The organism is Xanthomonas melonis (genome assembly GCF_020783655.1).
Lineage (GTDB): Bacteria > Pseudomonadota > Gammaproteobacteria > Xanthomonadales > Xanthomonadaceae > Xanthomonas > Xanthomonas melonis.
In genome coordinates, this window is sequence record NZ_JAJGQH010000005.1 from 1 (window position 1) to 19,823 (window position 19,823).

Annotated in this window: 19 protein-coding genes; all 19 read left to right on the plus strand. The window is 65.9% G+C overall.

From position 1 onward, the window contains the following. Positions 1-230 precede the first annotated feature (230 nt). The 19 genes from LL964_RS06220 to rpoN all read left to right on the plus strand — a co-directional run bounded on the left by LL964_RS06220 (position 231) and on the right by rpoN (position 19,822). Positions 231-1,175, plus strand: a complete 945-nt coding sequence (locus LL964_RS06220) for a chemotaxis protein (protein ID WP_104541109.1) — start codon at positions 231-233, stop codon at positions 1,173-1,175. Between the two features lie 321 nt (positions 1,176-1,496). After that, the gene (flgB, locus tag LL964_RS06225) at positions 1,497-1,898 is read left to right on the plus strand and encodes a flagellar basal body rod protein FlgB (protein ID WP_104588652.1); all 402 of its coding nucleotides are present in this window, start codon (positions 1,497-1,499) and stop codon (positions 1,896-1,898) included. Positions 1,899-1,901: 3 nt separating this feature from the next. Then, a complete protein-coding gene (gene flgC / locus LL964_RS06230; protein WP_005914451.1) occupies positions 1,902-2,309 on the plus strand; it encodes a flagellar basal body rod protein FlgC in 408 nt (135 codons plus the stop codon). Between the two features lie 38 nt (positions 2,310-2,347). Then, a complete protein-coding gene (locus tag LL964_RS06235; protein WP_104588651.1) occupies positions 2,348-3,013 on the plus strand; it encodes a flagellar hook assembly protein FlgD in 666 nt (221 codons plus the stop codon). Between the two features lie 31 nt (positions 3,014-3,044). Beyond that, positions 3,045-4,268, plus strand: a complete 1,224-nt coding sequence (flgE, locus tag LL964_RS06240) for a flagellar hook protein FlgE (protein ID WP_104588650.1) — start codon at positions 3,045-3,047, stop codon at positions 4,266-4,268. Between the two features lie 142 nt (positions 4,269-4,410). Continuing rightward, positions 4,411-5,166 carry a flagellar basal-body rod protein FlgF gene (gene flgF, locus LL964_RS06245; protein ID WP_104588649.1) on the plus strand — a complete coding sequence of 252 codons (756 nt, stop codon included), beginning with the start codon at positions 4,411-4,413 and terminating at the stop codon, positions 5,164-5,166. Between the two features lie 864 nt (positions 5,167-6,030). Continuing rightward, entirely contained in the window at positions 6,031-6,816 is a 786-nt protein-coding gene (gene flgG / locus LL964_RS06250) for a flagellar basal-body rod protein FlgG (protein WP_029219820.1), read from the plus strand. 38 nt (positions 6,817-6,854) lie between these two features. Continuing rightward, positions 6,855-7,547, plus strand: coding sequence for a flagellar basal body L-ring protein FlgH (gene flgH / locus LL964_RS06255; protein ID WP_104588648.1), 693 nt, complete (start codon positions 6,855-6,857; stop codon positions 7,545-7,547). Positions 7,548-7,557: 10 nt separating this feature from the next. Next, a complete protein-coding gene (locus LL964_RS06260; protein WP_104588647.1) occupies positions 7,558-8,676 on the plus strand; it encodes a flagellar basal body P-ring protein FlgI in 1,119 nt (372 codons plus the stop codon). A gap of 1 nt (position 8,677) precedes the next feature. Next, complete coding sequence (gene flgJ / locus LL964_RS06265; protein WP_104588646.1) at positions 8,678-9,874, plus strand: flagellar assembly peptidoglycan hydrolase FlgJ; 1,197 nt, start codon at positions 8,678-8,680, stop codon at positions 9,872-9,874. 11 nt (positions 9,875-9,885) lie between these two features. Beyond that, positions 9,886-11,760, plus strand: coding sequence for a flagellar hook-associated protein FlgK (gene flgK / locus LL964_RS06270; RefSeq protein ID WP_104588645.1), 1,875 nt, complete (start codon positions 9,886-9,888; stop codon positions 11,758-11,760). Next, positions 11,760-12,965 carry a flagellar hook-associated protein FlgL gene (gene flgL / locus LL964_RS06275; protein WP_104588644.1) on the plus strand — a complete coding sequence of 402 codons (1,206 nt, stop codon included), beginning with the start codon at positions 11,760-11,762 and terminating at the stop codon, positions 12,963-12,965. The genes flgK and flgL overlap by 1 nt, the downstream gene beginning before the upstream one ends. 316 nt (positions 12,966-13,281) lie before the next feature. After that, on the plus strand, positions 13,282-14,481 hold the full coding sequence (locus tag LL964_RS06280) for a flagellin (protein ID WP_104588643.1): 1,200 nt from the start codon (positions 13,282-13,284) through the stop codon (positions 14,479-14,481). 230 nt (positions 14,482-14,711) lie between these two features. Next, the gene (gene fliD / locus LL964_RS06285; protein WP_104588642.1) at positions 14,712-16,034 is read left to right on the plus strand and encodes a flagellar filament capping protein FliD; all 1,323 of its coding nucleotides are present in this window, start codon (positions 14,712-14,714) and stop codon (positions 16,032-16,034) included. Between the two features lie 150 nt (positions 16,035-16,184). Beyond that, the gene (fliS, locus tag LL964_RS06290) at positions 16,185-16,598 is read left to right on the plus strand and encodes a flagellar export chaperone FliS (RefSeq protein ID WP_104588641.1); all 414 of its coding nucleotides are present in this window, start codon (positions 16,185-16,187) and stop codon (positions 16,596-16,598) included. Positions 16,599-16,606: 8 nt separating this feature from the next. Then, positions 16,607-16,900 carry a hypothetical protein gene (locus LL964_RS06295; protein WP_104588665.1) on the plus strand — a complete coding sequence of 98 codons (294 nt, stop codon included), beginning with the start codon at positions 16,607-16,609 and terminating at the stop codon, positions 16,898-16,900. Beyond that, positions 16,900-17,466, plus strand: a complete 567-nt coding sequence (locus LL964_RS06300; RefSeq protein ID WP_104588640.1) for a PilZ domain-containing protein — start codon at positions 16,900-16,902, stop codon at positions 17,464-17,466. Before LL964_RS06295 ends, LL964_RS06300 begins: the two co-directional genes overlap by 1 nt. A 69-nt stretch (positions 17,467-17,535) precedes the next feature. Then, on the plus strand, positions 17,536-18,168 hold the full coding sequence (locus LL964_RS06305) for a response regulator transcription factor (protein ID WP_003482986.1): 633 nt from the start codon (positions 17,536-17,538) through the stop codon (positions 18,166-18,168). 250 nt (positions 18,169-18,418) lie between these two features. After that, entirely contained in the window at positions 18,419-19,822 is a 1,404-nt protein-coding gene (gene rpoN, locus LL964_RS06310; RefSeq protein ID WP_104588639.1) for an RNA polymerase factor sigma-54, read from the plus strand. Position 19,823 lies beyond the last annotated feature (1 nt).

The window sequence follows — 19,823 nt, forward strand, 5'->3', positions numbered from 1 at the left end:
CTCCTGGGGGCTGGGTTGGCTTGGTAACCCCCATCTTCCAGATCAGCCCCGGATGAACAACCTACTGAGAGATCACATCTAGCCAATCCCTAATCCCCAATCCCCAATCCCCCAATCCCCCAATCCCGACGCTTGAGCGAATCCCCACTCCCGAATCCCGAATCCCGATAGCGCCCCCGATCAACCATAAAGCCCTCAAGTTTCCTGGCGGCGCTGTCGATATCTGCCCCATGACCCACGATCTGCTCAACCGCATCGACCAGCGCACCCGCCTGGCTGGCCACAATCGACTGGCCCTGCTGCTGTTCCGGCTGGGCGGACGCCAGCTTTTTGGCGTCAACGTCTTCAAGGTCCAGGAAGTGCTGCGCCGCCCGGAACTGTTCCAGGTGCCCGGTCTGCCGAGCGAATTCGCCGGCGTGGCCGACGTGCGCGGGCGCTCGGTGCCGGTGCTGGACCTGGGCCTGGCCATCGGCCACCCGGAACGCGATTCGCACGCCGAAAACGGCCCCGGCTATCTGGTGGTGGCCGAATTCAACCGCTCGGTCCAAGGCTTCCTGGTAAGCGGGGTGGAACGCATCGTCAATATCGCGGTGGAAGACATTCATCCGCCGCCGGAACTTGGCGCCGAAGCCACTTATTTGACGGCGGTGACGCGTTTTCAGGGCGAGCTGATCCAGGTCATCGACGTGGAAAGCGTGCTGGCCGACATCGCCAAGGTCAGCAAGGACGTACAACTGGACCCCTCGCTGCAGCTGGTCGCCTACGACCGGCAGTTCCAGGTGCTGGTGGTGGACGATTCTCGCGTAGCGCGCCAGCAGATCCGCAGCGTGCTCGACCAGCTCGGAGTGTCGGCCACCCTGCTCTCCGACGGCCGCCAGGCGCTGGACCACCTGCTGCAGGTGGCCGCATCCGGCGAAAACCCGGCCGACCGCTACGCCATGGTCATTTCCGACATCGAGATGCCGGCCATGGACGGCTACACCCTGACGACGGAAATCCGGCGCACGCCAGGCCTGCAAGGGCTGTACGTGCTGCTGCACACCTCGCTGTCGGGCGTGTTCAACAACGCCATGGTCGAGCAGGTCGGCGCCAATGCCTTCGTGGCCAAATACAGCGCGCACGAACTGGCCGATTACGTGCTGGCCCGGCTGAAAGTGGTTGCCGAGGCGGCCTGAGCACACGTTTGGGCCGTGCAGTCGCTGAGCCGCGGGCGGAGCTCTCCCGCAACTGTTCCCGCAAAAAGGCGCCCGGTGGTGCAATTGCAGCGGCGTGAGCTTCCCCTCGCTAGGTCCTGATTCCTGCCAGACAGGCTTGCCGGCCGGCCTGCACATTGCATAGCTGATACCTGCAGCTGCCAACGGGCGACCTATGTCGCGATCTCTGCCGGGCAGGCCCGCTTTCCGCTGCTCCGGGCGCTCTCCCGGCGCGGCTCCTCCCCCACCTCGATTTGGCACAAACATTGCTTTCTCCCTGGCAACACTTCGCGGGAGAGCACCGTGTCCAGTCCCTTCTCTTCATTCCTCGGCGTCCATGGCGACGCGTTGGCGCTGCGCGAGCAGCGCATGAAGCTCATTGCCAGCAATCTGAGCAATGTGGACACCCCTGGCTACAAGGCCAAGGATCTCAACTTCGAAGCGGCGCTGAAGTCGGCCCAGGGCGTGCAGGACGGCGGCCTGATGCAGGCCACCGATGCCAAGCACTATGAAGTGGGCGGCACGGCCGGGCTCAACCCGTTCCAGATCACCCGCGAAGCCGACCAGCCCAGCCTGGACGGCAACACCGTCGATCCCGACGCCGAACGCGCCGCCTACGGCCGTGCCGCGCTGGAATACCGCGCGTCGCTGAGCTTCCTCGAATCCAAGGTGCGCTCGATGCTCACCGCGATCACGGGCCAATAAGTCATGAGCAACCTTCCCATTTTCGATGTGGCCGGTTCGGCGCTGCATGCGCAGTCGGTGCGCCTGAGCACCATCGCCTCCAACCTGGCCAACGCCGATTCGGTGGCCGGTTCGGCCGAAGCCACCTACAAGCCGATCGAGCCAATCTTCCAGGCCCAGCAAAGCCGCCAGGACCCCAGCCTGACCTCGGTGAACGTCAAGGAAATCACCACCACCAATGCACCGCCGATCCGGCGCTACGAACCCGGCCACCCGCTGGCCGATGCCGATGGCTACGTGTTCTCGCCCGACGTGGATCCGGTCTCGCAGATGGTCAACATGATTTCCGCCTCGCGCAACTACCAGGCCGGCGTGGAAATGCTCAACACCGCCAAGGAACTGGCACTCGCGACCCTGACCATGGGCCGCTGATCCGTCCCTAGCTGACCCATACCCACGGAATCTTCCAGATGAGCACGATCGGCAGCGATCTCTACAAGAGCCTCGGCCTGACCAGCAGCAGCACCGTCGCCAAGAAGGAGGAAGCACTCGGCCAGGCCGACTTCCTCAAACTGATGACCGAGCAGCTGCAGCATCAGGACCCACTCAAACCCATGGAAAACAGCGCGTTCCTGGGCCAGCTGGCGCAGTTCTCCACGGTGCAGGGCATCGGCGACCTCAATACCAAGGTCGGCGATTTCTCCGCGTCGATGAGCAACGACCAGGTGCTCAAGGGCGCCGCACTGGTGGGTCACAACGTGCTGGTGCCCTCGCCGCAGGTGGCCATCGACGCCACCGGCTCGAGCAAGGGCGTGGTGTCCTCCACTGCCGCCGGCACGGTCAATTTCGAGATCACCGATGCCAACGGCACCTTCGTCAAGCAGATCAGCGTGCCCTCGGCAGCGCCCGGTGAGGTGGCCTTCGCCTGGGACGGCACAGACGCCAACGGCAATCGCATGCCCGCAGGCAAGTACGGCATTACCGCAACCCAGACCGATACCACCGGTGCCAAGAGCAAACTGCCCACCTATGTCGACGCACCGGTGGACAGCGTCACCATCGGCGCCAAGGGCCTGTACCTCAACCTGACGGGGCTCGGTACCGCCCCGCTCGCCAACGTGCTCCGCATCAGCTGAGCCGGCAACCGACACTCAAAGGAATACATCCATGTCTTTCAATACTTCGTTGTCCGGCATCACCGCAGCCAATGCCGACCTGAACGTCACCTCCAACAACATCGCCAACGTCAACACCACCGGGTTCAAGGAATCGCGCGCCGAATTCGCCGACATGTTCCAGAGCACCAGCTACGGCCTGTCGCGCAACGCGGTGGGTTCGGGCGTGCGGGTCAGCAACGTGGCGCAGCAGTTCTCGCAGGGCAATATCGACCCCACCGGGCGCAGCCTGGACCTGGCGGTCTCCGGCGAGGGCTTTTTCACCGTCTCGTCCAACGGCGCCAAGATGTTCACCCGTGCCGGCAACTTCCAGACCGACGCCAACGGCTATGTCATCAACCCGCAGGGCGCGCGCCTGCAGGTGTTCGCCCCCAACCCCAGTGGCAACGGCTTCGACGTGGGCCGCCTGTCGGACCTGCAGTTGCTGACCACCGACAGCCCGCCCAAGTCGACCTCCACGGTCAATCTGGCCTTCACCCTGCCCGGCAATGCCACGTCCCCGACGGTGACCCCGTTCAACCCGGCCGACGACAAGACCTATAGCCACTCCACCGGCGGCATCAATGTCTACGACTCGCTGGGCGTCAGCCACGTGCAGACCTCGTATTTCGTCAAGACCGCCAACCCGAACGAGTGGCAGGTGCACAACTATGTGGACGGCGCGGCGGTCGGTGCGCCGACCACGCTGCAGTTCTCCAACACCGGCGCGCTGACCACGCCGGCCAACGGCATCATCGCGATGGACCCGTTCACCCCGAGCACCGGCGCCGGCGTGCTGAACATGCAGCTCAACGTCAGCGGCTCGACCCAGTACGGCGAAGCGTTCGCACTGCGCGACACCCGCCAGGACGGCTACGCCAGCGGCAAGCTCAACGAGATCAGCATCGACACCAGCGGCGTGGTGTTCGCGCGTTACTCCAACGGCGCCGACAAGCCGCTGGGCCAAGTCGCGCTGAGCAGCTTCGTCAATCCCCAGGGCCTGCAGTCGCAGGGCAACAACATGTGGGCCGAAAGCTACACCTCCGGCGCCCCTCGCACCGGTGCACCGGATACCTCGGACCTGGGCCAGATCGAGTCGGGCTCGCTGGAATCCTCCACCGTGGACCTGACCGAGCAGCTGGTGAACATGATCGTGGCCCAGCGCAACTTCCAGGCCAACTCGCAGATGATCTCGACCCAGGATCAGGTCACCCAGACCATCATCAATATTCGGTAAGCCGGGAGGGGTGATTGGGGATTAGGGATTGGCAAAAGCTGGCATCACGAGCAGTGGATGCCAGCAGCCGCCCTCATCCTTACCGCCAGCAACAGCCCGCTTTTACGAATCCCGATTCTCGAATTCCCAATCCCGGTGCCCCATGGACAAAGCCCTCTACGTTGCGATGACCGGTGCCCGCGCCTCCCTGCAGGCGCAGAGCACCGTGTCGCACAATCTCGCCAATGTCGATACGGTGGGATTCAAGGCTGCGCTGGCCAATACCGAAGCGTTCAAGATCCAGGGCAAGGGATATCCGTCGCGGATCGATGCCTTGCACGTGGACCAGGGCTTCGACCGCAGCCAGGGCCACCAGAAGGTCACCGGCAATCCGCTGGACGTGTCGCTGCAGCAGGACCGCTGGCTGGCGGTGCAATCGCCCGACGGCAGCGAGGCCTACACCCGCAATGGCGAACTGGCGCTCACCGCCAATGGCCAGCTGGTCACCGCCAACGGGCATGCGGTGCTGGATGAGGGCGGCAACCCGATGACCATCCCGCCGCACCAGGCGATGGAGATCGGCAGCGACGGCAGCATTTCGATCATCCCGCAGGGCGAAGGTCCGCAGACCATGGCCATCGTCGGCAGGATGAAGGTGGTCGACGCCCCCGCCGACCGTTTGACGCGGCGCCCGGACGGGCTGATGCGCAACACCAGCACCGACCCGGCACAGGCCTTCGCGCTGGCCACCGGCAAGACCGTCAACAGCGGCATGCTGGAGGGCAGCAACGTGGACGCGGCCGGTGCGCTGGTGGAAATGATCCAGCTGCAGCGGCAGTTCGAAATGCAGGTCAAGATCATCAAGAACGGCGACGACAACGCGCAATCGTCCAATTCGCTGCTACGGGTGAGCGGCTAAGAGCGGCTAACAGTCGGCTTGCCGCTCTGCCAATCACCTGGATGGCGGCCGCCAGGGAGACATGGCTGCCATCTCGTTTGGCTTCAGCGGTCCCGTGGGTGGTTCGTACGCGATTGACGCTGACTGGAGATGGTGTGACGGCCGGGTGCGGGTGGCGACGCTGTTGCTCTGAACTTTCCCTGCGGATTTGCTGCAGAGCGGCTGGTCTGTGGCTTGGTTGCAGGGCCCTTGCCCGCCCACCATCGCAGGACACGCCGCAAGTACGTCCTTGTAGGCTCTTACGCGGCATCCATGCCGCGTAAGGTCCCGCGACGGTGAGCGGGCAAGGACCATCGAAGGTGGTCGGTGCGCAAGACGCAAACAATGAAGGCGCACCCCATCATCTTCTCGATGCAAGCCGAGCGATGGACAAGCTTTGAGACAGCAACCGACAAACTCTCTGGTGCGGTGTCATCGCCGATTGCGGGACCGTGTGGCGGCATGGATGCCGCCACCGAGCCTACAGGGACGTACTTGCGGCGTGTCCCGCGAGCGGTGAGGACACCGCACGCTCGACCGATCAGGCTGTTGACTGCGTGGCAATGCCAGCGGGCAAATCCCAAGAACCTTTCCGGACGCAGCACCAAGGGTTCACACGTCGTCTAACACATCGCTGACCGGCAGACGATTTACCGCGCCCGCCACGCCGCTCAGGTTTCCACCGCTTCCGTCTGGCCGCTGCCGGCCCTGCCCGCCCAGGCCGCCGCGCCCGCTCCGCGTGACCCACCGCACACCCGGCAGAAATCCGACGCGGATTTGGCACGCCACGTGCATCTACCCGCCCGTACCCGGAACACATCCGCGGGTCTAACGAGGAATCGGGTCATGAATCAGGCTTTGTGGGTCGCCAAAACCGGACTGGATGCGCAGCAGACGCGCATGTCGGTCATTTCCAACAACCTGGCCAACACCAATACCACCGGCTTCAAGCGCGACCGTGCCGCGTTCGAGGACTTGCTGTACCAACAGGTGCGTGCACCGGGCGGCTCGACCTCGGCGCAGACGCAGCTGCCGACCGGCCTGCAGCTGGGCACCGGCGTGCGCGTGGTCTCCACCTTCAAGGGCTTCGACCAGGGCAGCCAGCAGCAGACCGGCCGCGCGCTGGACGTGATGGTCAACGGCCGCGGCTTCTTCGAAGTGCAGATGCCCGACGGCACCTCCGCCTACACCCGCGACGGCACCTTCCAGATCAATGCGCAGGGCGAGCTGGTCACCAACAGCGGCTACCCGCTGCAGCCGGGCATCCAGATTCCCGAGGGCGCGCAGTCGCTGACCATCGGCAACGACGGCACCATCAGCGTGACCCTGGCCGGCCAGGCCGCGGCTCAGGAAATCGGTGCGCTGACCCTGACCGACTTCATCAACCCCTCGGGCCTGCAGGCCAAGGGCGAAAACCTGTTCGTCGAGACCACCGCGTCGGGCCCCGCGCAGAACGGCAGCCCCGGTCTCAACGGCCTGGGCACCACCGTGCAGGGCGCGCTGGAAGGCAGCAACGTCAATACCGTGGAAGAGCTGGTGAGCATGATCGAAACCCAGCGCGCCTACGAAATGAACGCCAAGGCCATCTCCACCACCGACTCGATGCTCGGCTACTTGAACAACAACGTCTGATCGGCCCGCCGCTCACCGACCTCTCAGGAATCCACGCCATGTCCCGCCTGCCTTCCCTGCCCTCCCTGGGCTTCGCCATCGCCTGCAGCGCGCTGCTGGGCGGCTGCGTGGCCGCCGGCGATGTCCGCCCATTCGCCGAAATGGCGCCGATCGTGCCGGTGGTTGCGCCGGTGGCGCAGCCCACCGCCGGCGCGATCTATGCCGCCGGCCCCAGCCTGAATCTGTATGGCGACCGCCGCGCCCGCGATGTCGGCGATCTGCTGACGGTGAACCTGGTCGAAAGCACCACCGCCTCTTCCACCGCCAATACCAGCGTCAGCAAGGCCGACACCGTGGACATGAGCACCCCCACGCTGCTGGGCGTGCCGCTCACCGTCAACGGCACCGACGTGCTGCGCAACTCCACCAGCGGCGATCGCACGTTCGCCGGCAAGGGCAACACCGCACAAAGCAACCGCATGCAGGGCAGCGTGACCGTCACCGTGGTACAGCGCCTGCCCAACGGCAACCTGGTGATCCAGGGGCAGAAGCAACTGCGTCTGACCCAGGGCGACGAACTGGTGCAGGTGCAGGGCATCGTGCGCGCCGCCGACATCGCTCCGGACAACACCGTGCCCTCGAGCAAGGTGGCCGATGCCCGCATCGCCTACGGCGGCCGCGGCGCCATCGCGCAGTCCAACGCCATGGGCTGGTTGAGCCGCTTCTTCAACTCCCGTCTGTCGCCCTACTGAGCCTGCGACCATGAACCTGTCTTCCCTGCCCTTGCGTCTGCTCGCCGCTGCCGTCGCCCTGTGCGCGATCGCCGCGCCGGCCAGCGCCGAACGCATCAAGGATCTCGCCCAGGTCGGCGGCGTGCGCGGCAATGCGCTGGTCGGCTATGGCCTGGTGGTCGGCCTGGACGGCAGCGGCGACCGCACCAGCCAGGCGCCCTTCACCGTGCAGAGCCTGAAGAACCTGCTCGGCGAACTGGGCGTCAATGTTCCGGCGAACGTCAATCCGCAGCTGAAAAACGTCGCCGCGGTGGCCATTCACGCCGAATTGCCGCCGTTCGCCAAGCCGGGCCAGCCGATCGACATCACCGTCTCCTCGATCGGCAACGCGGTCTCGCTGCGTGGCGGTTCGCTGCTGATGGCACCGCTGAAAGGCGCCGACGGCCAGGTCTATGCGATGGCCCAGGGCAACCTGGTGGTCGGCGGCTTCGGCGCGCAGGGCAAGGACGGCTCGCGGGTATCGGTCAACATTCCCAGCGTCGGCCGCATCCCCAACGGCGCCACGGTCGAGCGCGCCCTGCCGGACGTATTCGCCGGCAGCGGCGAGATCACCCTCAACCTGCACCAGAACGATTTCACCACCGTCTCGCGCATGGTCGCGGCGATCGACAACAGCTTCGGTGCCGGCACCGCGCGTGCGGTCGATGGCGTGACCGTTGCGGTGCGCTCGCCGACCGATCCGGGCGCACGCATCGGCCTGCTGTCGCGACTGGAAAACGTCGAACTCTCGCCCGGTGATGCGCCGGCCAAGGTGGTGGTCAACGCACGCACCGGTACCGTGGTCATCGGCCAGCTGGTGCGGGTGATGCCGGCCGCCATCGCGCATGGCTCGCTCACCGTGACCATCAGCGAGAACCTCAACGTCAGCCAGCCGGGCGCCTTCAGCGGCGGCCGCACCGCAGTGACGCCGCAATCGACGATCACCGCCACCGCCGAAGGCAGCCGCATGTTCAAGTTCGAAGGCGGCACCACGCTCGACCAGATCGTCCGCGCGGTCAACGAAGTCGGCGCGGCTCCCGGCGACCTGGTCGCCATCCTGGAAGCCCTGAAGCAGGCTGGCGCGCTGACGGCGGAGCTAGAGGTGATCTGACATGCGTATCGCAGCCTCGCCCATTGATCTCAACCCGAGCACCAAGGCCGATCCCGCCAAGATCGACAAGGTCTCCCGTCAGCTCGAAGGACAGTTCGCGCAGATGCTGGTCAAGAGCATGCGCGATGCGAGCTCCGGCGACCCGATGTTTCCGGGCGAAAACCAGATGTTCCGCGAGATGTACGACCAGCAGATGGCCAAGGCGTTGACCGAGGGCAAGGGGCTGGGGCTGTCGGCGATGATCGCCAAGCAGTTGGGCGGCCAGACCGGCGGCCCGGCGTTGAACACCGCGTTGAACACCGCCGAGGCGGCCAAGGCGTACGCCCTGGTTGCCGGCAAGCGCGACGCCTCGTTGCCGCTGCCCGCGCGCGATGGCGCGGCAGGCGGTGTCGGTGCGGCGATCGGTAGCGCCGTCGGTGCGGCTGCAGGACTCGGCACCGGTGGCCTGAGCGGCATCGGCATGAGCCAGGTGCTGGACCTGATCGCCGGGCGCACCGGCGGTGGCGAGTCCGGCGGCGACGATGCGGCTGCGCTGAGCTGGCCCTCGGCCAACGACCGCTGGACCGACGTGGCCGCCAGCGACGCGGCCGACGCCAACGCCGCGGTCACCGCGAGCGCCGCCAGCAGCGCCGCCGCCAGCCTGGGCGAGCGCACCCCGGAAGGCTTCGTCGCCAAGATCTGGACGCATGCCCAGAAGGCCGCGCGCGAACTGGGCGTGGACCCGCGCGCCCTGGTGGCGCAGGCCGCGCTGGAAACCGGCTGGGGCCGCCGCGGCATCGGCAACGGCAACGGCGGCGATTCCAACAACCTGTTCGGGATCAAGGCCACCGGCTGGAACGGCGCCAGGGTCACCACCGGCACCCACGAGTACGTCAACGGCGTCAAGACCACCGAGACCGCCGATTTCCGCGCCTACGGCTCGGCCGAGGAGAGCTTCGCCGACTACGTGCGGCTGCTGAAGAACAACAGCCGCTACCAGCCGGCACTGCGCGCCGGCACCGACATCCGCGGTTTTGCACGCGGCTTGCAACAGGCTGGCTACGCCACCGATCCGGGCTATGCGGCCAAGATCGCGGCGATCGCCAACGGTCCGACCATCGACCGTGCGGTGGCCGCGATCGGCAACGCGGCGGCCGATCTGTCCAACCGCTATGCCAGCACCGCCGAACCGGCCGGGTTCGGCACCCTTCGTCGCTGAGGTAAACGCCCATGTCCATCATGTCCACCGGGACCAGCGCGCTGATCGCCTTCCAACGGGCGTTGTCGACCGTTAGCCATAACGTCGCCAACATCAATACCGAAGGCTATAGCCGCCAACGTGTGGAATTCGCAACGCGCACGCCCACCGACATGGGCTACGCGTTCGTGGGCAATGGCGCCAAGATCACCGAAGTGGGCCGGGTGGCCGACCAGCTGGCCATCTCGCGGCTGCTCGACAGCGGCGGCGAACTCTCGCGCCTGCAGCAGCTGTCTTCGCTGTCCAACCGCGTGGACGCCCTGTACTCCAACACCGCCACCAACGTGGCCGGGCTGTGGTCGAACTTCTTCGACGCCACCAGCGCGCTGTCGTCCAATGCCTCCTCCACTGCCGAGCGCCAGAGCATGCTCGACGCCGGCGGTTCGCTGGCGACCCGCTTCAAGCAGCTCAACGGGCAGATGGACAGCCTGAGCAATGAGGTCAACAGCGGATTGACCTCCTCGGTGGACGAAGTCAACCGCCTGACCCAGCAGATCGCCAAGATCAACGGCACCATCGGCAACAGTGTCGACAGCGCCGCGCCGGACCTGCTCGATCAACGCGACGCACTGGTGAGCAAGCTGGTCGGCTACACCGGCGGCACCGCGGTGATCCAGGACGGCGGCTTCATGAATGTCTTTACCGCCGGCGGCCAGGCGCTGGTGGTCGGCACCACCTCGGCCAGGCTCACCACGGCGGCCGACCCGTATCAGCCGACCAAGCTGCAGGTGGCGATGCAGACCCAAGGCCAGAACGTCAGCCTCAGCGCCAACTCGCTGGGCGGGCAGATCGGCGGTCTGCTGGAGTTCCGCAGCAACGTGCTCGAACCGACCCAGGCCGAACTGGGCCGCCTGGCGGTCGGCATGGCCAGCACCTTCAACGCCGGCCACGCACAGGGTATGGACCTGTATGGCGCGATGGGCGGCAACTTCTTCAATATCGGTGCGCCGACCACCGCTGCCCACCCGAACAACACTGGCACCGCCGCGCTGACGGCCAGCTTCGGCAACATGGCCGCGGTGGACGGGCAGAACGTCACGCTCAGCTTCGATGGCGGCGCGTGGAAGGCCACCAACGCCAGCACCGGCGCGACGATGACGATGACCGGCACCGGCAGCGCGGCCGATCCGCTGCTGCTCAACGGCGTGCGCGTCGTGGTCGGCGGCACCCCGGCCAATGGCGACAAGTTCCTGCTGCAGCCCACCTCCGGGTTGGCCGGCACGCTGTCGGTGGCCATCACCGACCCCTCGCGGATCGCCGCCGCCACCCCGGTCAAGGCCACCGCCACGGTCGCCAATCTGGGCACCGGCAAGATCAGCGACGTCAAGGTCACCAACGCGCAGAATCCGGCGCTGCTGACGCCGGCGTCGATCGAGTTCATCGATGCCAACCAGTACACCATCGACGGCGCCGGCCCCTTCGCCTACACCGCCGGCCAGACCGTGAGCGCCAATGGCTGGAGCTTCGTGCTCGATGGCGCGCCCAGGGCCGGGGACACCTTCGGGGTCGGCCCGATGGGCGCCGGCTCCAGCGACAACGGCAACGCCAAGCTGCTGGCCAAGATCGACGATGCCAAGGCGCTCAACAGCGGCACGGTCACGCTCAACGGCGCACTGGCGGGCCTGACCACCTCGGTGGGTTCGGCCGCACGCGCGGCCGACTACGCGGCCGACGCGCAGAAGGTGATCAACGATCAGGCGCAGGCCAGCCGTGATTCGATTTCCGGCGTCAACCTCGACGAGGAAGCCGCCAACATGCTGAAGCTGCAGCAGGCCTACCAGGCCGCCGCACAGATGATCTCCACCGCCGACACCATCTTCCAAGCCATCCTGGGCGCCGTACGCTGATGACCGACCGTATCTCCACCAGCATGATGTACAGCCAGTCGGTCGCCTCGATGACCGCCAAGCAATCGCGGCTGAACCAGCTCGAATCGCAGCTGTCCAGCGGGCAACGCCTGGTCACCGCCAAGGACGACCCGGTCGCGGCCGGCACCGCCGTGGGCCTGGATCGCGCCCTGGCGGCGATCACCCGCTTCGGCGAGAACGCCAACAACGTGCAGAACCGGCTCAACCTGCAGGAAAATGCGCTGTCGCAGGCCGGCGACAAAATGGCGCGCGTCACCGAATTGGCGGTGCAGGCCAACAACTCCTCGCTCAGCCCCGACGATCGCAAGGCCATCGCCTCCGAGTTGACCGCAGTGCGCGACAGCCTGGTGAGCCTGGCCAACAGCACCGACGGCACCGGACGCTACCTGTTCGGCGGCACCGCCGACGCCAGTGCTCCGTTCGTCAAGAGCGGCGGCAATGTCGTCTACAACGGCGACCAGACCCAGAAGCAGGTCGAAGTGGCGCCGGATACCTTCGTCAGCGACACCCTGCCCGGCAGCGAGATCTTCATGCGCATCCGTACCGGCGACGGCAGCGTGGACGCGCACGCCAACGCCGCCAATGCCGGCACCGGGCTGTTGCTGGATTTCAGCCGCGACGCGAGCACCGGCAGCTGGAATGGCGGCAGCTACAGCGTGCAGTTCACCGCCGCCACTACCTATGAAGTGCGCGACAGCACCAATGCGGTGGTGAGCACGGGCACCTACAAGGAAGGCGAGGACATCACCGCCGCCGGCGTGCGCCTGCGCATCAGCGGCGCACCGGCAGTGGGCGACAGCTTCCAGATCGGCGCCTCCGGTACCAAGGACGTGTTCTCCACCATCGACGACCTGGTCGGTGCGCTGAACTCGGACACCCTGACTCCGCCGCAGAAGGCGGCGATGATCAACACCCTGCAGTCGTCGATGCGCGACATCGCCCAGGCATCGTCGAAGATGATCGATGCGCGCGCCTCCGGTGGCGCGCAGCTGTCGGCCATCGACAACGCCAATTCCCTGCTCGACTCCAACGAAGTCACGCTCAAGACCACTCTGTCGTCGATCCGCGACCTGGATTACGCCTCGGCGATCGGGCAGTACGAACTCGAGAAGGCCTCGTTGCAGGCCGCTCAAACGATTTTCCAGCAGATGCAGTCGTCGTCGTTGTTCAACCTGATCCGCTGATTTGCAGCAGAAACGCTGCGTTTTCTTCGCTTCTGCGCGGCCGTCCCCGCGCGCAGGGACGGAGTTTATTTTTCAGGCTTTATACCCAGCCTAAAGATCTGCGGGGTGCTGCCGAATAATCCAAACCCCTTGATACACAACGCTTACGCATTTCGTCCCGACGCGGAAACGCAGTAAAAAAATACTGAAATCCGCTAAAGGTTCCCGACGCAACGCCGTTATTCATCTCAGCAGCGGCAACGGCCAACTTGATGGCCCCCCTGCGGAGGCTCCAGGCAAGCCCCCTTGCCGGAAAAATCGCTTAGGAGAAATCAAAATGGCACAGGTAATCAACACCAACGTAATGTCGCTGAACGCTCAGCGTAACCTCAACACCAGCAGCGCGAGCATGCAGACGAGCATCCAGCGTCTGTCCTCGGGCCTGCGCATCAACAGCGCCAAGGACGACGCCGCCGGTCTGGCGATCTCCGAACGCTTCACCACCCAGATCCGCGGTTTGGACGTCGCTGCCCGCAACGCCAACGACGGCATCTCGCTGGCCCAGACCGCCGAAGGCGCGATGGTGGAAATCGGCAACAACCTGCAGCGTATCCGCGAGCTGTCGGTGCAGTCGTCCAACGCCACCAACTCGGCCACCGACCGCGAAGCGCTGAACTCGGAAGTCAAGCAGCTGACCGCTGAAATCGACCGCGTCGCCAACCAGACCAACTTCAACGGCACCAAGCTGCTGGACGGCTCGTTCTCCGGCGCGCTGTTCCAGGTCGGCGCCGACGCTGGCCAGACCATCGGCATCAACAGCATCGTCGACGCCAATGTCGATTCGCTGGGCAAGGCCAACTTCGCTGCCGCCGTGTCCGGCGCGGGCGTCACCGGCACCGCTACCGCCTCGGGCACCATCAGCGGCATGTCGCTGTCGTTCAACGATGCAAGTGGCACCGCCAAGAGCGTGACCATTGGCGACATCAAGATCGCCAACGGCGACGACGCGGCTGCGGTCAACAAGAAGGTTGCCTCGGCGATCAACGACAAGCTGGATCAGACCGGCATGTACGCCTCGATCGACACCAGCGGCAACCTGAAGCTGGAATCGCTCAAGGCCGGCCAGGACTTCACCTCGCTGACCATGGGTTCGTCCACCGCCACCGGCATCACCGTGGGCGCGGGCCTGGCCACCGCGTCGGCAGCGTCCGGCTCCACCGCCGTCACCCTGACCGACCTGGACATCTCCACCTTCGCCGGCTCGCAGCAGGCCCTGGAAATCGTCGACAAGGCGCTGACCGCGGTCAACTCCTCGCGCGCCGACATGGGTGCGGTGCAGAACCGCTTCACCTCCACCATCGCCAACCTGAGCGCAACCTCGGAAAACCTGTCGGCCTCGCGTAGCCGTATCCGCGACACCGACTACGCCAAGGAAACCGCCGAGCTGACCCGCACGCAGATCCTGCAGCAGGCCGGTACCGCGATGCTGGCCCAGGCCAAGTCGGTTCCGCAGAACGTGCTGAGCCTGCTGCAGTAATCGGCAGCGTCGCCCAGTGCATCAGAGCCCCTCTTCGGAGGGGCTTTTTTGTTGCCGGCATCCTGACAGCCCCCTGCGAGGCCGGGGCTTGGCGCGTTCAGGGTACGGAACTTGCATTCCCAAGCAGGCGAGCAGCGGCATCGCCGCCGCTAAAGTCCTCCCGACTGCGGCCGATACCCGTCTCGTAACCCCATGCGCCCTCACCTGGGCGCTCATGCGAGGAATGCATTATGGCAACGTCTGGCATCACTACTGGTGGACTCGATGTCGCGACCTTGGTCTCCACCCTGGTGTCGCGGCGCAAGGAGCCGGCAGCCGAGGTGATCAACAAGGCTGGCACCGCCGCCACTACCAAGCTGTCGGCGATCAGCCAGGTCAAGAGCAGCATGAACACGCTCAAATCCGCGTTGGAGAAAGTGGTCGGCAGTGCCGACACGGCCGCCTTCAAGACCACAGTACAGACCGACGCCGGCTTCACCGCCACCGCCACCAGCAGGGCCGCGCCAGGCAACTACTCGGTGGAGGTCGCCAGACTGGCCACCGCGCAGAAACTCTCCTCCGCCGCCTATGCCGCCGACGCGACCGTGGGCAGCGGCACGCTGACCCTGGGCTACGGCGACCAGAGCATCACTGTCGATGTCAGCGGCACCGACAAGCTCACCGACATCGCCGCGGCCATCAACAAGGCGGCCGGCGGCAAGGGCGTGACCGCCAGCGTGGTGACCGCCGACGACGGGCAGCATCTGGTCTTCAATGCGATCGATACCGGCGTCAAGGGAGCGCTGACGGTCAGCGCCAGCGATCCCAGCCTGAGCGCCCTGACCTTCGGCAACGGCGCCACCGGCGGCATGCGCGAGGCAGTGGCGGCGACCGATGCACTGGTGCGCGTGGACGGCTTCGAGCGCACCTCCAGTTCCAACACCATCACCGACCTGGTCCCGGGTGCAGTACTCACCCTGACCAAGGCAGTCGAAGGCAGCAAGTTCAGTCTGAACATCGCACCAGACAGCGGCACCCTCAAGGGCAACCTCACCGCCTTTGCGGCCGCCTACAACACCGCCAACACCCTGCTGAAGAACAGCAGCGCCTACAACACCGATACCCGTACCGCCGCCGCACTGACCGGCGATTCGCTGGTGCGTGGCCTGCAACAACAGTTGCGCGGTCAGGTGGCAGGCAGCCTGAACGAGCTCAAGGCGCTGGGCCTGACTCTGGACAAGGACGGGGTGATGAGCTTCGACGGCAGCAAGTTCGACAGCGCGATCAATGCCGATCCCGATGCCGCCGCCGCTGCGCTCGGCAAGGACAGCAAGTTCGGCAGCGGCATGACCAAGCTGCTGGATGCCAATCTCAACGTCAACAACGGCGCGCTGACCATGCGCTCGGACAGTCTCAATCGGGAGATCAAGGGCTACGAGAAGGACCTGGACGAACTCGACAGCCGCATGGAAAAACTGTCCGACATGTACACCAAGCAGTTCACCGCGCTGGAGAAAATGATCAGCAATCTGCAGGGCACCAGCACCTCGCTCAGCAATCTGCTGGCAAAGTGATTTCCGTGATCGCGATCCTCAAGTCCTGTCAGGGAATTGCCGATACCGGAAGGGCACATCGTCATCTCTGCCTTGCCCATCGGCTGGAACGTCATCCTAGACGCGCAACGCCCCTGGACCGGCAAACGCCAGCTCATTGAGGAATCATCCATGTACGGTTCAAATCGTCAGTACGCCGAGCAATACCGCAAGGTCGGCGTGTCCACCAGCGTGACCGAAGCCGACCCGCACAAGCTGGTCTCGCTGCTGTTCGCCGGCGCCTGCCAGCGCATCCGGCTGGCCCAGGCCTGCCTGGTGCAGGGCGATCAGGCGCGCAAGGGCAAGGCCATCGGCGAGGCCTGCGCGATCGTCGGCCACTTGAACGGTTCGCTCGATCACGAAGCCGGCGGCGAGATTGCCGGTAATCTGTCGGCGCTGTACGACTACGTGATGCAGCGGCTGACTGCCGCCAACCTGCACAACGACGAATCCGCCTTGACCGAAGCGCTGGACCTGCTCAGCGAAATCGATTCGGCGTGGAACTCCATCCCCCTCGAACAGCGCGGCCTCTCTGCCGTCTCGTGAGCCCTGACATGCATAGCGCGCAAAGCCTGCAAGCCGAAATCGCCGATCTGCGCAGCGCCCTGGCGCACGAGGACTTCGACGCGATGCCGCAGATGCTGGACGCCCACGAACTGCACGTGCGCCAGTACGCACAGCAGGCCGATGTCGAGCAGGATCGCGACGCGTTGCAGACCTTGTTGAGCATGCACCACGATCTGGTGCGGGCGATGCGCGAGCGCCAGCACAAGCTGGTGGAACTGATGCGCGCCCAGCGCACGTCCTCCAGCGCCAGCCGCGCCTACGCACGGGTCGGGCGGATCTGATGTCCGCGCCCGGCACCCTCGCGCCATCGGCCGAGGCCGCGCTGTTCGCCGATACGCTCAGCTGCCAGTTGCGCCTGCCTGCCGGCTTTCGTGCCGGGGCCGATGCGGCCGCGCACAGCGCTGCGGAAGCGCTATTGCGCAGCCTGGGGCAGGTCGAGGATCTCCGCAGCGAAGAGGCCGGCGAAGACCGTGGCGAGCTGCCGCTGCTGGTGCAGCGCATGGATGCCAAACTCGACCTGATGCTGGCGCTGATCGGCCGCATGGTGCGCCAGGGCGATGGCGGCCTGGGCCCGACCATGGTGCATTGGTCGGTACGCGGCATCCGGCTCGCCTGCGCAACCACCCATCCGGCGGGCACCACGGGCGTGGTCTGCCTGCAACCTTCCGACTGGCTTCCTGAACTCGTACAGTTTCCGGCACACGTGGTGGCAAGCGCGAGCGACGGGCACGATCATTGGCTATGGCTGGGTTTCGCGCCGCTGTCGCCGGGCCTGCAGGATGCACTGGAACGCCATCTGTTCCGCCTGCATCGCCGCGAGATCGCCGAGGCCCGCCGCCAGCGCTGACGACGCCAGTTGGCGCCGGGCGTCGGGTCGGCTAAGGTGCCCCATACCGAAAAAGGTCCCTTCTGCGCCGTGCGAGTCATCATCGTCGACGATCACACCCTAGTCCGCGCCGGCCTGTCCAGGCTGTTGCAAACCTTCGCCGGCATCGATGTCGTCGGGGAGGCCAGCAACGCGCAGCAAGCGCTGGACATGACCTCGCTGCACCGGCCGGATCTGGTGCTCATGGATCTGTCGCTCCCGGGTCGCAGCGGCCTGGATGCGATGACCGATGTCTTGCGCGCCGCGCCGCGCACGCATGTGGTGATGATGTCCATGCACGACGACCCGGTTCACGTACGCGACGCGCTCGACCGTGGCGCGGTCGGCTTCGTGGTCAAGGACGCCGCCCCGCTGGAGCTGGAACTGGCATTGCGCGCCGCCGCGGCCGGCCAGGTGTTCCTGAGCCCGCAGATCTCCTCCAAGATGATCGCGCCGATGCTGGGCCGCGAAAAACCGGTCGGCATCGCCGCATTGTCGCCGCGCCAGCGCGAGATCCTGCGCGAGATCGGCCGCGGCCAGAGCAACAAGGAAATCGCCGCCGACCTGGGCATCAGCGTCAAGACCGTGGAGACCCATCGCGCACGCATGATGGAATCGCTGGGCTGCCGCCGCGCCAACGATCTGGTGCTGCTCGCGGCCAAGCACCATAACGAGCTGGTCTGAGCGATCACGCGCGCGGTCGTTTGTGCGGCCGTCAGCGTGATGAAGGCGCTCTTGACAGGCGGTGCGCGCAAAACAGTGACGTAATTCCGACGGGCACGCTTGAGCCCGTCAAAGTTGTCAGGCGCTTCCCCACAGCATGTCAGGAAAATCATGAGTCACCTCACCCGACTCCCTGATTAGAAACCCGTCGCGTTGTCCTGCAAGATGCGTTCCATCGCTGCTGCATGCAGTGCCCTTCGGAAGCGCTTCCATGAAGACGACCATTTCCGCCCAGCTTGGCCAGCAACTGCACCTGACGCCGCAGCTGCTGCAGTCGATCCGTCTGTTGCAACTGGACGGCATGCAGTTGGAGCTGGAGATCCGTCGCGCCCTGGAAACCAATCCGTTGCTGGAGTTGGAAGAGCTGGCCGATAACGGGGACGAGGCCACCACCAACGACGATGGCGCCACCGACGTGGCCGCGTTCGACGAGTTGCCCGAAAGCACGATGTGGGACGTGCAGGGCAGCAGCTGGAACGATGGCGACGACGACCGCATGCAGCGCGTGGCCGCGGGCGAATCCACCGATCCGCATGTGCGCATCCTGCGCGAACTGGCGCTGGACCTGGACGAGGCCGCATTGGGGGCGGCCGCGTTCTGGCTGGAGCATACCGACGACGCCGGCTATCTGACCGACGCACTGTCGACGCTGCAGCAGCTTGGCGCCGCGCGGTTGGGGACGAGCGCACATGCGGTGGAAGCGATCCGCCAGCGCCTGCTGCACGGCGACCCCGCCGGGCTGGCTGCCTGCGACCTGCGCGAGTGCCTGCAGGCACAGCTGAGCGCCCTGCCCGGCCGCGTCCCGGCCCGCCACCTGGCCGCGCGCATCCTGGCCGGCGACCTGGACCTGCTGGCCAGCCACGACTACGCCTTGCTGGCGCGTGCGCACGATGCCGAGGTGGAGGACGCGCGCGAGGCGGTCCGGCTGATCCTGTCGCTGCAGCCGCGCCCGGGCGACGACCTGCTGCAGGAAAGCAACGCCAGCGTGATCCCGGACGTGCTCGCCTGGCATGCCGACGACAGCTGGCGTGTGGCGCTCAATCCGGCCACGACCCATCGGGTGAGCATCAACCCGGTGCACGAACGCGCGCTGGCCAACGCCGGCGAGGCCGCCCAGCCGCTGCGCGACATGCTGCAGGAAGCGCGCTGGCTGACCCGGGGCCTGTCGATGCGCTATGAAACCCTGCTGCGTGCCACCCGCGCCATCGTCGAGCGCCAGGCCGCGTTCCTGGCCCGCGGCGAGGAGGCCATGGCGCCGCTGACCCTGAAGGAAATCGCCGACGAGATCGGCATGCACGAATCGACGATTTCGCGCATCACCACCGGCAAGTACCTGCAGACCCCGCGCGGCACCTTCGAACTCAAGCATTTCTTCGCGGTACGGCTGGAAGGCGCCAGCGTGTCCGGCCAGGCGGTCAAGGCCATGGTGCGCCGCCTGATCGAGAACGAGCCGGCCGGCCGGCCGCTGGCCGATGAAGCCATCGCCAGCCTGCTGTCGCGCCAGGGAGTTAATATTGCGCGCCGGACCGTGGCCAAGTACCGCGAACAACTGGATATCGCCCCGGCCCGCGAGCGCCGCCGCACCAACAAACCGCTGCTAGCGCGAGCGGGATAAG

What these genes read in the sequence shown, in the direction of transcription:
- LL964_RS06220 (WP_104541109.1), top strand. Translation starts at nt 231, where the DNA reads ATGACCCACGATCTGCTCAACCGCATCGACCAGCGCACCCGCCTGGCT.
- flgC (WP_005914451.1), top strand. Translation starts at nt 1,902, where the DNA reads ATGAGCAACCTTCCCATTTTCGATGTGGCCGGTTCGGCGCTGCATGCG.
- LL964_RS06235 (WP_104588651.1), top strand. Translation starts at nt 2,348, where the DNA reads ATGAGCACGATCGGCAGCGATCTCTACAAGAGCCTCGGCCTGACCAGC.
- flgE (WP_104588650.1), top strand. Translation starts at nt 3,045, where the DNA reads ATGTCTTTCAATACTTCGTTGTCCGGCATCACCGCAGCCAATGCCGAC.
- flgF (WP_104588649.1), top strand. Translation starts at nt 4,411, where the DNA reads ATGGACAAAGCCCTCTACGTTGCGATGACCGGTGCCCGCGCCTCCCTG.
- flgG (WP_029219820.1), top strand. Translation starts at nt 6,031, where the DNA reads ATGAATCAGGCTTTGTGGGTCGCCAAAACCGGACTGGATGCGCAGCAG.
- flgH (WP_104588648.1), top strand. Translation starts at nt 6,855, where the DNA reads ATGTCCCGCCTGCCTTCCCTGCCCTCCCTGGGCTTCGCCATCGCCTGC.
- LL964_RS06260 (WP_104588647.1), top strand. Translation starts at nt 7,558, where the DNA reads ATGAACCTGTCTTCCCTGCCCTTGCGTCTGCTCGCCGCTGCCGTCGCC.
- flgJ (WP_104588646.1), top strand. Translation starts at nt 8,678, where the DNA reads ATGCGTATCGCAGCCTCGCCCATTGATCTCAACCCGAGCACCAAGGCC.
- flgK (WP_104588645.1), top strand. Translation starts at nt 9,886, where the DNA reads ATGTCCATCATGTCCACCGGGACCAGCGCGCTGATCGCCTTCCAACGG.
- flgL (WP_104588644.1), top strand. Translation starts at nt 11,760, where the DNA reads ATGACCGACCGTATCTCCACCAGCATGATGTACAGCCAGTCGGTCGCC.
- LL964_RS06280 (WP_104588643.1), top strand. Translation starts at nt 13,282, where the DNA reads ATGGCACAGGTAATCAACACCAACGTAATGTCGCTGAACGCTCAGCGT.
- fliD (WP_104588642.1), top strand. Translation starts at nt 14,712, where the DNA reads ATGGCAACGTCTGGCATCACTACTGGTGGACTCGATGTCGCGACCTTG.
- fliS (WP_104588641.1), top strand. Translation starts at nt 16,185, where the DNA reads ATGTACGGTTCAAATCGTCAGTACGCCGAGCAATACCGCAAGGTCGGC.
- LL964_RS06295 (WP_104588665.1), top strand. Translation starts at nt 16,607, where the DNA reads ATGCATAGCGCGCAAAGCCTGCAAGCCGAAATCGCCGATCTGCGCAGC.
- LL964_RS06300 (WP_104588640.1), top strand. Translation starts at nt 16,900, where the DNA reads ATGTCCGCGCCCGGCACCCTCGCGCCATCGGCCGAGGCCGCGCTGTTC.
- rpoN (WP_104588639.1), top strand. Translation starts at nt 18,419, where the DNA reads ATGAAGACGACCATTTCCGCCCAGCTTGGCCAGCAACTGCACCTGACG.